This is a genomic window from Solibaculum intestinale, assembly GCF_040096205.1.
GTDB lineage: Bacteria > Bacillota > Clostridia > Oscillospirales > Acutalibacteraceae > Solibaculum_A > Solibaculum_A intestinale.
The window spans coordinates 1-14,344 of record NZ_JBBMFD010000022.1 but is presented as its reverse complement, the minus strand read 5'-3'; the positions used below and the strand labels follow the sequence as shown (position 1 = coordinate 14,344).

Sequence of the window (14,344 nt, the reverse complement as noted above, 5' to 3'; positions counted from 1 at the left end):
GGCTTTCTCAGCCCTCCAGTTTCAAAACCCCGCGGTTCACCTTCATGGCAAGGATCCGGCGCACACTTTGGTTGATCCGCTCTTCGCTGATTTCTCCCAACGCGACCGCTTCCTCCAGAGCGGAGACGGCCGCCTGCGGGTTTGACGGGCAAAGCAGGATATCTACTCCTGCCGACACCGCACGGCGGGCGATTTCCCCGCTGGTATAGGAGTCGGTCAGCGCCTTCATCTGCAACCCGTCGGTAATGACCACTCCCTGAAAGCCCAGCTCCTCCCTGAGCAGCTCCGTGACGATGCGGTAGGAAAACGGCGCGGGCTGGGCGGCGTCGATTTCGGTCAGGATCAAATGCCCGATCATCACCATATCGCTGCCGGAGGCAATCCCCGCCCGAAAGGGAAGCAGTTCCTCCCGGCGCAGCTGTTCGAGGGTCTTCGACACATATACAGCGCCGTCATGGGAATCGGCCAGCGTATCCCCGTGGCCTGGGAAGTGCTTCAGCGTGGTTGCCACGCCGCCGTTGTGAAAGCCCCGGACCGCCTCAGGGATCAATTCAGCCGCCTGTGCGAAATCGTCGCTGTAAGCCCGGTCGCCGATGACCGTATTGTCCGGATTCGACCACACATCCGCCACCGGAGCCAGGTCGGCGTTAAATCCCAGCACCCGCATATCCGAAGCAATGGTGTGGGCGTTCTGCCTCGCGGTTTCCGCCCCCTGGTCCCTATACCCGAACATCGGCCCGATATATGTCGTACCCACCGTACTCATCAGCCGGTTGACGCGCCCGCCTTCCTCGTCGCAGGTCAGTATGAGCGGTATTTTGGAATAGCTTTGGGTGTTGAACAGCATGTCACGAACCTGGGGCCGGCTTTTCAGGTTGGGACGGCTGTATATCAGGCCGCCCACCGGCATATCATAAAGCGCCTGCCAGGTGGTTTCCCCGGCCGCCGTTACGCCGGAAACGCCGGTGAGCAGTTCCGGGCTGAGAACAAGCATCTGGCATATCTTATCGCGCAGGGACATCCCTGCCAGAATCTCGTCTATGCTGTTCCAGCCGACAGAAGGCCCGTCGCTCTTCGGCGGTTTGCTCTGGCTTTCAGGCACGCTTGACGACGGGGCGGACGGTTCGGACGCGCTCTCCGCCGTCCGGGAAGGAGCCTGCGTCTCAGACGTTTCCTGCGGCACCGGTATGCCGGATTTCTGGGAAACAGAACTGCCCGAAGAAGTGCTGGGATTTGCACACCCGCCGGATATGGCGATGAAAGCGCAGCACAAGGCGGCGAGCATTCTCTTCCATTTTATCCCCGTCATTTCTCACACCTCCTGTCCCTGAAGCGGCGTTTTTCAGGCGTCTTCCGACCCTTCCGTCATCAGGATATTTTCCAAATGCCGGACGATCTGATCCATCATCTCCTGCAGGCTCCAGCGCGCCTTCTGCTCTGGTATCCCGTCGCAGGGGCGGCGCAGCGAAACCGTCAGTTCGGTTCCAAACGCTTTTTCCTCCGCCGTTATGGAAAGGGAGACGTCTGTTCCGCCCGCTCTCCATTCGGCAATAACCTTTCCCGGCGCTTCCTCCTCAAAAGCAACCCCTTCCTGCCGCAGCACGCCGTACACCGAGCGCAGGACATAGGAGCGCACATAGGGAAGTTCTCTTTGAACGCATTCCATCATTTTTTCTCCTGAATTTTTGGGGAACCGCGGCAGACGCCGGGAAGTGGATTCTTACGCCCTCATTTTAGGTAAAAAGAGGCCGGATTGTCTATGCGTAAATCCCGCCAATCGTATCAAAACAGGTGGCGGTCAACCGCCATTTTTCAAAAAACCGATGGCGGTCAACCGCCATTTATGCATATTATATGAAATAATAGACTGTTATTATAATTTATATATACAAAAGTCCCATCTCCTTGAAAAAGGGGATGGGGCCTGCATTTCTTTTCTGATTTTTCCTGTTCCGTCCGCTGGACGGCATAAATTTTATTTTCCAGGCGTTTGTCCTCGCACTTCCCTTGATATTTTGAAGTATGTAAAGTATAATAAGTATGATTTGTAGATGTAAGGAGGAATGGTTATGGAGAAGCCAAAGGGGAAATATGCGTGGACCGTCACGGTGGGGACAAAAGGGCAGATTGTGATCCCGAAAGAAGCGCGGGAGCTTTTTGACATCCAGCCGGGAGACACCCTCATCATCTTGGGGGACGAGGAGCAGGGCATGGCGATTCCGCCGAAGCCGGCGTTTTCCGAGTGGTTCCGGCGGATTTTCGGGAACGGGAAGCCATAACGCCATGCGGGAGGAAAAGCGGAAAGGAGGAATCTGTTATGCCAACAATACTGGGGATTCCACTCATTGGGTGGGGCCAGATAATATTAGGAGCAGCCATCGTCCTTTTTATCGTTTTCAAGCTTCTTGCCCGCAGAAGACGGACGAAAACAGGCGGATATATTCTGCGGGACGTACATATCGTCGTGGGGGACGGCAGTGAGCTCTATCACCAAAATGTGCTTGTCAAGGACGGCCTGATTGCACAGATCACCGCCCAGCCGCTGGTTAAAAAGCACGCCCAGGTGATAGACGGCTCGGGCAAAACGCTGATGCCCGGACTGATTGACTGTCACGTCCACATTCAGGGGCTGAATAACCGGAGCGACGCGGACAGCGACCGTTTTCTGAAAGCGGAAATCCCGGAGATTTTCAAGGAACGCATCCTGCCCTATGGGGTTACAACGGTAAAAGACCTGTGCGCGCCCCGGCATTTCATTTACAAGCTGCGTGAGCAGATACGGACGGGGAAAATCGCCGGCCCGGAGCTGTTGGCCGTTGGGCCGAACTTCACGGCGCCGGACGGCCATCCGGCCAATACGCTGGGCGGAAATAATCCATGGATCCGCAAGGAGATGGCGATAGAGGTTTCCACGCCCGAGCAGGTACACGCGGGCGTGGAAAAACTGAAAAGGGACGGTGTGGATTTCCTGAAGCTCACCTATCAGGGCGGTGACTACTGGTATTTTGACGAAAAGCTGCAAATCGCCAAAATGGCGCCGACGCTAATGCGGCAGATTATCCGGGAAGGAAATAAAAACGGCCTGATGGCCACGGCCCACGTTTTCTACAAGCAGGACGTCCGCGAGCTTCTGGAAGCAGGGATTTACGGCATTGAACACGGGATATTGGACGAATCCCTGGATCCCGGCGACGATATCATCCGGCTTTGGAAGGAAAGCGGGGCGCGCTTTGTCCCCACCGTCAACGCCATGACCTATGAAAAAGATCCCAATCGCCTGGTTCACAGCCTGCACAACCTGAAGGTGCTGTATGACGCCGGGATCCCGATAGCCATGGGGACGGACAATATGCTGGAAATGATGGGCGGAGAGGCGGAACATCGTGAGCTCGCCTATTATGTGGAAGCTGGGCTGACTCCCATGCAGGCCATTGTCCTTGCCACCAAAAACGCGGCGGAGCATTTAAGGATTGCCAGCCGGAAGGGCTGTGTAAAGCCCGGCATGGAAGCCGACCTGATCCTGCTGGACAAAAACCCGGCGGAAAACATCTCCAACATTCAGTTTATCGACAAAGTGTTCCTCAAAGGCAGGGTGGTCTTTTCCCAAAAGCCCATCCAGGCTTACGATATCCCGGCATACCGTTATCCTGCGGATGTAACCTCTCTTGCATACGTCCGGGAGGACGGGGCGGAAATACGCAAGCTGCAAATTTCACGGTTTGCGGAAGAAAAGGAAATCAGCCAAACCATTTCCCGCGAGGAAAAGGCGTGGTCAACCGAAACCTATACCGTGGAGGAAAACCTGTCTGCGGTGAAGTGGCGGTATACAAGGCCGTCCGACCATACCGAAATCGAGGCAGTCCGGGAAAACGACTTTATCCGTTTGACCGGCAGTTTCAAGGGCAAGGCCCAGGACAAAAGGTTCCGGATCGGCGCCGGGCTGTGGTATCAGATGATGGACATGGCGATGCCGGCGTTTATCCAGTCCGACAGGGAGGAAATCGTTTTTTACTCCATCGGGACGGGAAACAATCGCGGGGCGATGGGGCTGGGCGAATTTCAGGCCAAAAAGCTCGGGGAGGAAACCGTCACCGTAAACGGCGTGTCCTATTCCTGCAATAAGGTCAGCTTTGTACTCACCATGTTCCCCTGGGCCTGGACCGGCCTGTACTGGTACGACAAAACAACCGGACAGATGGTACAGAGCGGGGAGAAAAAAGGAAGCGCTGAAAAAATCCTCTTTCGGATTCAGCCGGATAAAACTTAAACCGCACACAAAAACACCCTGCCTCTCCTGAGAGAAAGCAGGGTGTTCTTTTATCCTGTATGTTAATCGTTACGGTAAAGCAGGTACATGGTGATGCGGGATTTTGCGCCCGTCTTTTCGTACAGGGCGGAGATATGCCGTTCCACCGTCCGCTTGGACAGGAACAGGCAGTTGGCGATCTCCTGGGCGCTGCTGTCCGAAGAGATCATCTGGGAAAATACATCCCATTCCCGTTCGGTCAGCCCGTATTTTGCAATAAACGCCTCCCGGCGCTCTTCGTCCGACTTTTGGGAAGCAGGCGGCTCTTTGGGCTCCATGACGGCGTTCATGCGGGCGGTATACACGGCCATAACGGCGCTGACCGCCGCGAACAGCACCAGGGCGATGACAATGGCGGCCAGGCTGTTGCCAGTGGCCAGCAGCGCCACCGATCCGTTGGTGATCAGGGCCGCGCTCACGTTATTCATAGCACGGCCCATGCCCGCCCACAGCGACGGTAGGCGCATATGCCGGGAAAGCTCCATAAAGCCCGTTGTGAAGAAGACAACGAAAAAGCCCGAGGACAGGTAAAAGACAACCAGCCCGATCAGGAACGGCCCGCCCAGGTTCAGCACCACAATGGACATAACCGACAGCATCATTACGCAGTACATGACGAGTCCCATATACTTCCGCTTACGGATATCGAAGACAAAGCCTGCGGCGAGGCCGCTGAGCGCCAGCAACAGGCGGGGCCACTGCCCGATATCCGTCCCGCCCGCATGGCGGAGAGTCACGGCGTTATCCAGCGTGCTGAACACGCAGGCCATCAGCACCACCAGCAGCGCCAGCATAACGCCCGCCGTCCATTTTTTCCGGGTGAGGGAAATGTCTTCAGCAGGTTCCGAAGACACGGCCGCGGCCTCCGACGCCTCGATGCGGCTGCGGTTGGCCTGTCTCGTTCGGATGACCAGCAGGCTCAGAGCCGCCAGGAATACCGAAAGGAACGCCGCCTCCGCAACCTCCAGGTTGACAAGGTTGTTGTTCGCGTACTGGAGCAGTATCCCCAGGGCGTAGGCGATCCCCGCCAGCCGCGCCAAGACCTTGTCGCCGTCTATGGTGACGGCAGCCAGATAGTGGACGGCGCTGCCGAAAACGCCCAGCAGCAGGAACAGTATCATCCCTGCCGTCATGGTCGCCGCATAGGAGATATGCTGCTGGACAATGAAGATACAGATAATCGCACCCAGCGCCAGGATAAAGGTCAGCGCGCTTTTATAGCGCCTCCCGACCCAGCGTTCCATGGCCGGATACAGGAAAAATCCGGCGGCGCTGGCGCCCAGCGCATAGTTTTGGGCAATGACGGTTTTCCCTTCCGTCACCGACAGGGAGATCATATTGACAAACAGATATTCCGCACCTAAAAAGACAAAAGTGAAAATACCGATCAGCAGAATGGCGTTGACAGACGCCGGCTTTCTCAGTTCCCCTTTCATCGTACCACCCTTTCCACAGAAGCCGCTGCAAGCGTCCCGTTATTTCTCCGATTCTTCCGTCAGCTCCACTACATCCCCGATGTCGCAGCGAAGCGCCCGGCAGATCCGCTCCAAAACCTCCAGGCTTACATATTCGTCCCGGTTCAGCTTTGCTATCGTAGAGGAGGACACATCTGCCAGCTCTGTCAGGGCGGACTTTTTCATCTTTTTATCAATCAGCAATTTCCACAGCCGGTTGTATTGGACAGCCATACGCTTCATCTCCCGCCTTGTTCATGGAGGGCAGTATAGCACAGAAAGCGTTAAAAGTCAATGGATTTTACGAGATATCACATATTTTTACGAATATTAAGCCAAAAGAAAACGGCCGCTCCTTTTACGGAGCGGCTGGAATATTAGGTATTTTCCCGTTTCTTTTTCCCTGCATACTGGCTGAACAATGCGCCGCCTGACACGATTCAAATTCGTATTTCACTCCCGGTGTAGAACTAAATTTAATTCCGTTGCTTGCACCCTCAGGCATAATGTATTTGATCTCAAAGGTTTCCCCCGGGCAGAATCGGGTATCTTTCGGGAACTCAACGCCTACGCTGATACCTTCTTTAATGCTTTCGTCTGCATTTGTAAAAAAAGGCTTAAACTGGTCGTTTGCGGCATAGGCTTCCTCGGAATCAACTGGCACGAGGATGGTTATACTCTCTGCCAAAACGTTATATCCAAACACATAATTCTCCATAGAAGGAGGAGTATTGCCCTCCATTACGACCGTTACATTCATTCCTTCGGGCATAAACAATTTCCAAAATGCTCCCAATCCTATCTCCGTAACGGTTGCCGGAATTATAATATAATCGAGATTATCGGCATCTTGAAAGGCATTTTCGCTAATCGTTGTTAAACCTTCCGGAAACTCGACGGACGACAAATTTTCGTACCCGGAAGAAGCATATGGAGCGATCAATTCCGTTCCTTCTCTTATTGTCACGCTTTCGATGCTTTGGTCTATCGGCCCCAGCAAATCCTTGTTGTCGTAAAACAGCCCGTCTTCGATAGCAAAACGGCTGCCTTCTTCAAAGTTGACCGTTACGTCACTGCCGTCGAGCCAGCCGCTTAAGGCTCCGAAAAATCTGCTGCCGTTAGAACCGATTTCCGTATGCAAATCAATATCAGCAGAAATATTAGACCCACAGCCTCTGAAAGCGCTGAAATAAATATCCGTAAGCGATGCGGGAAAAGCTATCTCTTCAGGTTCCGTACACAACTGAAAGGCAAAGGGATCAATCGTTTATAATGACTCCGGCAAGTCGATCGACGTTATAGCGGTGGCCTTGAAACGCACCGCCACCGATAGCTCTCAGTTGGCTGCCGGGCGCAAAGGTAATGCTTGTCAATTTAACCACATCGTCCGAGTCGTTGAATACGGGATTCACCGCGTAAAGCCCCGAAGTCGGATTCTTGTTGATCGTACCGATCGTCTCCACGGTGGACGGGATGTGAATCGTCGTCAATTTGGATCCGTAGAAAGCGCGATTGTTACTATATTCCAGTCCCTCTGGAAGCACAATACCGGTGAAATCAGCCTTGTAAAAAGCCTCCATCCCAATGCCGACGACGGAATACTCACTTTCAGCATGTTCAACTTTCGCAGGTACTTCAATCTTACCGCTATCCGATGAGGTGCCGATCGAACCGCCGGCTAATCTCTTGGGGTGCACGACTTCGACTGTCTTTGCATTCTCACCTACGATTTTATAAAAGATACCGTTTACATCGAAATACTCGGTGTTTGCCGCTGCGAACACGGTGGCGGGGATCATCATACCCACCATCACCGCCGCAATCAACAGAGCCATTCCTTTTTCATTTTGTTCAAACAACAAAAGGCGCATCTCGCCCGTGATAATTCCTACACGGGCGAAACACGCCTTTTACATTTCTGTGTTTTTTGACTTGACAAGAAAAAGGGCAGAGTTATCCTTGACTGACTGACAAAACCATGCTCTTTTTTTCCATAGAAACCAAGCCCCTGTTTGTGAATTTTCCTGCCCCGCCGGAAGGCAGCGCAAAGACTTAGAAAACTGTATAGATATACGCATATACTATACCATAATTTTTTTCAACTGTTTTCCGTTTGCCTGCTCCGTTTTACTTATCCAGATAGTGCCCGGCAATGACCGAAATCCGGTTATGGCCTAATTGTCGGCTGACGTACAGCTTGGCCTTATTGTCATAGGCCGCGCCCTGCCTGTCCTTCCTGCACCGATAGTAGGAAGATACGAGCCGCCATTCCTTGACGCGGCTCCCATCCGGCTTTTGTACTGGCCGCAGCTCCCAGACAGGCGGAAGGTCTCGAAAATCCCTTCCTTCCGTTTTCCGCAGCTTTTCCTGATAGCTGTGATACATGGCGTTTGCGTACTCCCTCCGGCAGCCGTGTACGTCCATGTGGGAGGGGACGGAAGCAAAGACGGGTTTTCCGGCAGGATTTCCCGCAAACTTCAAGACCGCTTCCTCCTTCCCCGGCAGCACGTCAATGTCCCGCACCTTGCCGCCCTTGCCTTTGACTTCGCAAAGTGTTACGCTCCCGTCCGCATTTTCCCGTATCTGCTCCGGCTTTACTGCCGCCAGCTCATGGCGGCGCAGGCCGGTCGCTCTGGCAAAGGCGAGGATATTTGCGTGATTCTCTTTGGAAAAGCCGTAATCTCGGGCGGCTTCCTTCCGGCTTCGCTCAATGTCCTGCCGTTCCCTGTGGAGAAGGATTACGGCAAAGTCCTGCGCTGTACAGTCGTAAAGCTTGCAAAGCTCCGCCCTTTGTGTGGCAAGGGTATAGGCGGACATGCCCAGGTCAATCCCGTTTTGCAGGTAGGTTTCTACATAGGGCCGGGCTTCTGCAAGCGTCCGGCATTTGTACTGTGCCTTCTTTGCTTCACGGCGTTTCTCTCCAATCCGCAGTTGAACTTGCAGGGCTTCCTGCACCTGCCGTACCATAGATTTTTATTTCATACCGGCCTCCTTTCAAGTGGGCGCAGTTATCCCGTTGAAAACGGGGGGTTAGTTGGGCGTTTTGTCGAAATTTTTTAGACAGCTTCCCGGTGCTGTTTTCCCGATTTCATGGGCTTTGCGTTTTTTTCACTCTGCTGCCGTTGGCAGCTCCGTTTACCCGTCGATTTTTTCAACATCGACTGTGTAATCGTTCTTCCCGTGTCGCTGCTTCCCGCACCCAGCGGGAGCCGCACAGCCTTGTCGGGTCTGCTGTGCTTCCTTTGAACCAGTTACCGCCGTTATTCGTTCAGACAGGTCACTGCTTCTTCGAACCGTTTGCCGCCTCTTTATCGTCAAGGTAGGCCACTGCTTTTTTCACTCCCTTCGTCTTTTCATGCTACATCTTTAGTATGACGAATACTGATAACTCTCAATAAACGCAGAAAAGCGGTGCCCCCAATTTATGGGAGCGCCGCCCGCAGTGGCCCGCCCGACGAAAGGTTCGAAGTTTCGTCAGGCGGCGAGGCTGGTTTTCTCTACATTTCTCCGTCCGTTTCTCCGGTCTCTCCATTCTTGAGCGTTACTTGTTTTCCTCTTTGTTCTCCGCTACTTTTTCTCTGCCGCAGTTCCCGCCTTGTTCTTAGTATGACAGGAATTGACCGTGTTTGGGCGCATAAAGAAAGGACAGGCCTTTTCGCCTGTCCTTTTCCTTCCCTTATGCCGGTTCCCTCTGCTCTTATACTTCCTTTTCAAGACGGAGGGGAATGCACAGGCGGGTTTCTTCTCACAGAAAAAACTAGATATTGGGCTTTATTTCCAAAGGGTCGATTTCCTTTCGGAAAATATGGCGCAAATAGATCACGCACAGCACGACTGAAACAAGCTCTGCAATGGGAAACGCCCACCAAACCAACGACAGGCCACCGACTTTCGACAGCACAAACGCGACAGGCAGCAGCACCACCAATTGGCGGATGAGCGACACCGTCAGGCTTAAAAAGCCGTGCCCCAGCGCCTGGCAAATGGAAAGGGTGCAGATTCCAAAACCCGCGAACAAAAAGCTTAAGCTGATGATACGCAGGGCCGGCACGCCGATTTCCAGCATAGTCTGGGAGGCGTTGAAGATGGAAAGAAGCTGGGGAGTAAAAATCCAGAAGGCGGCAAGGCCCAAAAGCATCATCCCCACCGCGTAGCAGATGCTCAGCCTGATGGTTTTCACGATCCGGCTCTTTTTACGGGCGCCGTAGTTATACGCAATGATCGGGACCATGCCGTTATTGAGCCCGAATACCGGCATAAACACAAAGCTCTGCAGCTTGAAATATACCCCGAAGACCGCTGTAGCAGTCGAGGTGAACGACATCAGGATCTTGTTCATTCCAAAGGTCATGACCGAGCCCAGGGACGCCATAATGATGGAGGGCACGCCAACCCCGTAAATTTTGCGGATGACCGCCCCGCTTGGCCGGTACTTACGGATTTCCAGATGCAGCTCATGGTTTTTGTGCCGGTTAAAGAAGTAAGCCATCACCGCCGCTACGATCTGGCCGAACACAGTAGCCGCAGCTGCCCCGGCCACGCCCATTTTCGGGAACCCGGCCAGGCCGAAAATCAGGATGGGGTCAAAAATAATATTGATGATGGCGCCGGTGCCTTGGGTAATCATGGTATAGAAGGTTTTGCCGGTGGATTGGAGCAGCCTTTCAAAGGTGACCTGTAAGAAAATACCGAAGGAACAAACACAGCAGATGACCAAATAATCTGTCCCCGCGTCCACGATTTCCCCAATGTCAGTCTGCATCAAAAAGAAGGTCCTTGAGAAAAAGCCGCCCAAAAGTGCAAATGCCAGGAAACTGAGCACGGCGAGAAAAACGCCGTTTTCCGCCACCTTGTTGGCCAGCGGGAAATTCTTCTCTCCCAGGCTTTTGGAAAGCAGGGCGTTGATGCCGACACCCGTACCGGTGGCCACCGCGATCATCAGGTTCTGGGCCGGGAAGGCCAGGGACACCGCCGTCAGGGCATTCTCGCTGATCTGGGCCACGAACATACTGTCCACAATGTTATAAAGCGCCTGGACCAGCATAGAAATCACCATAGGCAGCGACATGGTGACCAGCAGCTTATTTTCGGACATAACGCCCATTTTGTTTTCCTTCATTGGAATTTCCTTTTGACTCATGTTTCCCTCCATTAATTCCATCGCTCAAACCGTTTGCCTTGCAACCAAGCAGCCGGTCAGCCTCGTCAAAAATATGCAAAAAAATACCGTTTCGTCATTTTACGCCTTTCCATTTTTATTGTCAAGAGAAAATCCCTTGACAGGGTGAAAAAGATTGCCTATGATTAGGGTTGCAATGCAAACCAATGCACAAAGAAGGGAAATGGAAATGGAAGAGGCATCCACGCCGGATATATTAAAGCCGATTTCGCAGATTTACCGCAAGACTCAGATGTATTTAAACGAACGGATTAAACCCCTTGGGCTGACCAGCGGCCAGGCCCCCTTCATCCTGCTCACCTGCGAACAGGGAAAGGTGGCGCAGCACTGTTTCTGCTCCTATTTGGATATGGACAAAAGCACGGTGGCGAAGATGCTCGGTAAACTCGAGCAGGAGGGGTATGTTTCCCGGCGACCCAATGAAAAGGACTGCCGATCCACCGACGTCTCCCCCACGCAGAAGGCACGGGAGCTGTATCCCGTCCTCAAGCAGATCGGGGAGGAGTGGGCGTTTCAGATCACAGGCAACATGACCCAGGTGGAACGGGCCATTTTCTTTGAGCTCTTGCAGAAAGTGGCAAAAAATATCAGCGTGTACTTTCAAAGCCGGCCTTCCTGATCCAACCATTTTACGCATATCTGACAGAATCCCGGCACTTTTGCAGCCGGGGTTCTTTTTGATTTTAAAAGGAGATTGGATAAAACGACGGATACCCCGTCGTTTTTCTGGGTGAAAATACGCTTTTATAGCAAAAACGTGCTTGACTTTAAGGGCTTGTCGTGCTATTCTAGTCTGCCAACAGACTAATCGGAGGGATGGCAATGGATCAAGAAGGATTCGAACAGCTCAAAGCCTATACGGCTCTCTGGCAGGAATCCAACGCCATGTATGAGAAATGGGCTGAGAAAAGAGGCCTGTCCTTTTATGAGTTGCTGGTAGCCCTGTCGCTAGCGGAGGCGGACGGGAAATACAGCCAAAAGGATATCTGCACCCAATGGCTTCTGCCCAAGCAGACGGTCCACACCATTCTAAAAGCCTTTGTCAAGAAAGGATGGGTAGTGCTGACTCCTTCCGAGGTCGACCGGCGCAACAAAATCATCGGTTTGACCCAAACGGGAAGGCAGTTTCTATGCGCCGTGGCTGAGGACATGCAGGAGCACGAGCGGCTGGTCTGGGAAAAACTTGGGCCAAAGCGCACCAAGGCCCTGCTTCAAAACACTGCCAGGTACAACCGATTATTTAAAGAGGTGAGTGATTGAGATTTTCTAAGGAATTTTTCCGATATGTGCTCCCGTCCATGCTGGCCTTCGCCCTGTCGGGAATTTACGCCATCGCGGATGGCTTTTTCGTAGGAAACGCCCTGGGCGACAACGCGCTGGCCGCCATCAACATCGCCTATCCCATGACCGCGCTGCTGCAGGCGGCCGGTACCGGCGTCGGGCTGGGCGGCGCCATTGAGTATGCCATCTGCATGGGAGCGAAGGACCAGGTGCGCGGCAAACAGTATTTCGGCATGTCTCTGCTGGTTCTGCTGGGGACGGGCGCTCTCTTTACCCTTGTGCTGCTCCTGTGCGCACCCGGGCTGCTGACGCTGTTCGGCGCCTCGGGGGAAATTCACGCGCTGGGCCTGGAGTATATCCATTGTATTGCATACGGCGCCTTGTTTCAGGTGCTGGCAACCGGGCTTGTGCCCTTCATCCGCAACATGGGCGGGTCGGTGACGGCCATGGCCGCCATGATGGCGGGCTTTGTCACGAACATCGCGCTCGACTATCTGTTCGTCTGGAAACTACCCTTTGGAATGACAGGGGCGGCCGCCGCTACCGTCACCGGTCAGGGCGTAACCTTCCTGGTGTGTCTCCTTTTCTTTCTCATGAAGAAAGAAAAGCCCCTTCTGCGGTTTGAAGGGAAGGGCTGGACTTTGTTTTCGACACTCCTGAAGGCTGGCATCTCTCCCTTTGGGCTGACCTTCTCGCCCAACCTTACCCTGATATTCGTCAACAAGAGCGCCGTCCTGTTCGGCGGAGCCTTGGCAGTCACCTGCTACGCGCCCATCAGCTATATTTCGGCGGTGGTCATGCTGCTTTTGCAGGGGGTCAGCGACGGCAGCCAACCGCTTTTAAGCCGGTCGTTTGGGGAAGGCAACGCCGCAAAAACCATGGCGGTGCGCCGCTTGGCGTATGGGTTCTCGTTTTTGGTGGGGCTTGTTTGCATGGGTGTGCTGTTTTTCTGCCGTAACGAAGCGGCGGCGCTGTTTGGGGCTTCCCGGCAGGTGACACAGATGGTGGCCGATGTGCTTCCCATCTTTATCTGGGGTTATCTGTGCATCAGCGTCTCCCGGGTGACCACCGCCTATTTTTACGCCACCAACCAACACGCCTTAGCCGCCGTTCTCATCTACGGGGAACCCGTTTTTCTGGGTCTTTCCCTGCTGTTGGTTCCGCCGCTTCTGGGGATCACCGGCACTTGGCTTTCCGTCCTATTCTCCCAAGTGTTTGCCATGGGGCTGAGCCTTCTCTTTATTTTACTCGAAAGGAAGCGAAGCAGACATGCGACAAAATCTGATTCCCATTGACGAATTTACCCGGCTTCTCACATGGAAATGCCAGGCGCGATTCGGCCCGCGGCTTTTATACCTGGGCCTTTCAGGCAGCTATGCCAGAGGGGAAGCCACCGAGGAAAGCGACATCGATATTCACCTGATTCTCGACGAGCTGGCCCTCTCTGACCTGGACGATTACCAGGCCCTTCTGAAAGAAATGCCCCAGGGGGAAAAAGCCTGCGGCTTTGTGGGGGACGCGGCAGCTCTTGCCGCCTGGCCCGCGCACGAAATGTTCCAGTTCACCATGGGAAGCCGGACTCTCTCTGGGTCATTGGAGGGCATCGCCCCGGCCTTTGGGGAACAGGACATCCGCACAAGCATCCGCATCGCCGCTTCCGGGCTCTATCACATGGCTGGCCACCGGTATCTGTTCGAGGGTGGAGACGGAAACGATGACGATCTCAAGCCCGCGTATAAGACCGCCTGTTTCGCCTTGCAGGAGCTCTGGTTTCTAAAATCCGGGCAGTATATCCCCCGCAAAAAGGACTTGGCCGGATGCTTTTCCGGGCTTTACCGGGCGGTCATCGAGCGATACCTGCATTGGGATGCAAACCGGGAAGCTCTCTCTCCAGACGAGCTTACCCGCTTGCTTTTCGACTGCGCCCGCCAACTTTTGCAGGAGGCGAACCCGGACAGCACCTCCAGGCCAGCAAAAGGGAAATGCATATCTCAAACCAAACGCGGTGAAAAATAGGTCCTTTTGGTTTCACAGGACGCTTTGCGGGCTTGTGTTCCCTTTTCGGCAAAACGGCGGTGCATCTCCCTTGCGGAAAACAAAAAAGGCGGCGCGAATGTTCGCGCC

14 protein-coding genes and 1 pseudogene are annotated in these 14,344 nt (G+C 53.8%); 6 read left to right on the top strand and 9 right to left on the bottom strand.

The annotated features are described in order from the left end of the window. Positions 1–7 precede the first annotated feature (7 nt). Entirely contained in the window at positions 8–1,309 is a 1,302-nt protein-coding gene (locus tag WMO26_RS10910) for a glycoside hydrolase family 3 protein (protein WP_349220381.1), read from the bottom strand. A gap of 33 nt (positions 1,310–1,342) precedes the next feature. Next, positions 1,343–1,669 (bottom strand): hypothetical protein, encoded by a 327-nt coding sequence (locus WMO26_RS10905; protein WP_349220379.1) that lies wholly within the window; start codon positions 1,667–1,669, stop codon positions 1,343–1,345. 400 nt (positions 1,670–2,069) lie between these two features. Here WMO26_RS10905 and WMO26_RS10900 point away from each other — a divergent pair, with 400 nt between their 5' ends. Both WMO26_RS10900 and WMO26_RS10895 read left to right on the top strand, forming a co-directional pair. Next, the gene (locus tag WMO26_RS10900; protein WP_349220378.1) at positions 2,070–2,279 is read left to right on the top strand and encodes an AbrB/MazE/SpoVT family DNA-binding domain-containing protein; all 210 of its coding nucleotides are present in this window, start codon (positions 2,070–2,072) and stop codon (positions 2,277–2,279) included. A gap of 38 nt (positions 2,280–2,317) precedes the next feature. Continuing rightward, positions 2,318–4,267 carry an amidohydrolase family protein gene (locus WMO26_RS10895; protein ID WP_349220376.1) on the top strand — a complete coding sequence of 650 codons (1,950 nt, stop codon included), beginning with the start codon at positions 2,318–2,320 and terminating at the stop codon, positions 4,265–4,267. A gap of 62 nt (positions 4,268–4,329) precedes the next feature. On the opposite strand, the gene WMO26_RS10890 is transcribed toward WMO26_RS10895, so the two are convergent. The 7 genes and pseudogenes from WMO26_RS10890 to WMO26_RS10865 all read right to left on the bottom strand — a co-directional run bounded on the left by WMO26_RS10890 (position 4,330) and on the right by WMO26_RS10865 (position 10,900). Then, positions 4,330–5,742, bottom strand: coding sequence for a LuxR C-terminal-related transcriptional regulator (locus WMO26_RS10890; protein WP_349220374.1), 1,413 nt, complete (start codon positions 5,740–5,742; stop codon positions 4,330–4,332). Positions 5,743–5,781: 39 nt separating this feature from the next. After that, positions 5,782–5,994 carry a helix-turn-helix domain-containing protein gene (locus tag WMO26_RS10885; protein ID WP_071442138.1) on the bottom strand — a complete coding sequence of 71 codons (213 nt, stop codon included), beginning with the start codon at positions 5,992–5,994 and terminating at the stop codon, positions 5,782–5,784. A gap of 124 nt (positions 5,995–6,118) precedes the next feature. Further along, positions 6,119–6,901 carry a leucine-rich repeat protein gene (locus WMO26_RS10880; protein ID WP_349220373.1) on the bottom strand — a complete coding sequence of 261 codons (783 nt, stop codon included), beginning with the start codon at positions 6,899–6,901 and terminating at the stop codon, positions 6,119–6,121. Between the two features lie 21 nt (positions 6,902–6,922). Next, positions 6,923–7,003: pseudogene (locus tag WMO26_RS13630) on the bottom strand (hypothetical protein); the annotation flags it as partial. 16 nt (positions 7,004–7,019) lie between these two features. After that, positions 7,020–7,622 carry a leucine-rich repeat protein gene (locus tag WMO26_RS10875; protein WP_349220372.1) on the bottom strand — a complete coding sequence of 201 codons (603 nt, stop codon included), beginning with the start codon at positions 7,620–7,622 and terminating at the stop codon, positions 7,020–7,022. Between the two features lie 265 nt (positions 7,623–7,887). After that, positions 7,888–8,727: a site-specific integrase gene (locus WMO26_RS10870; RefSeq protein ID WP_349220370.1), complete on the bottom strand. Its 840-nt coding sequence runs from the start codon at positions 8,725–8,727 to the stop codon at positions 7,888–7,890. A gap of 790 nt (positions 8,728–9,517) precedes the next feature. Continuing rightward, positions 9,518–10,900, bottom strand: a complete 1,383-nt coding sequence (locus WMO26_RS10865) for an MATE family efflux transporter (RefSeq protein ID WP_349220368.1) — start codon at positions 10,898–10,900, stop codon at positions 9,518–9,520. Between the two features lie 208 nt (positions 10,901–11,108). Here WMO26_RS10865 and WMO26_RS10860 point away from each other — a divergent pair, with 208 nt between their 5' ends. The 4 genes from WMO26_RS10860 to WMO26_RS10845 all read left to right on the top strand — a co-directional run bounded on the left by WMO26_RS10860 (position 11,109) and on the right by WMO26_RS10845 (position 14,236). Further along, positions 11,109–11,558, top strand: a complete 450-nt coding sequence (locus WMO26_RS10860; protein WP_349220367.1) for a MarR family winged helix-turn-helix transcriptional regulator — start codon at positions 11,109–11,111, stop codon at positions 11,556–11,558. A 203-nt stretch (positions 11,559–11,761) separates the two neighbouring features. Beyond that, positions 11,762–12,199: a MarR family winged helix-turn-helix transcriptional regulator gene (locus WMO26_RS10855; protein WP_349220365.1), complete on the top strand. Its 438-nt coding sequence runs from the start codon at positions 11,762–11,764 to the stop codon at positions 12,197–12,199. Then, positions 12,196–13,515: an MATE family efflux transporter gene (locus WMO26_RS10850; protein ID WP_349220363.1), complete on the top strand. Its 1,320-nt coding sequence runs from the start codon at positions 12,196–12,198 to the stop codon at positions 13,513–13,515. Before WMO26_RS10855 ends, WMO26_RS10850 begins: the two co-directional genes overlap by 4 nt. Continuing rightward, positions 13,490–14,236 carry a nucleotidyltransferase domain-containing protein gene (locus WMO26_RS10845; RefSeq protein WP_349220361.1) on the top strand — a complete coding sequence of 249 codons (747 nt, stop codon included), beginning with the start codon at positions 13,490–13,492 and terminating at the stop codon, positions 14,234–14,236. Before WMO26_RS10850 ends, WMO26_RS10845 begins: the two co-directional genes overlap by 26 nt. The last annotated feature ends 108 nt before the right edge of the window (positions 14,237–14,344 follow it).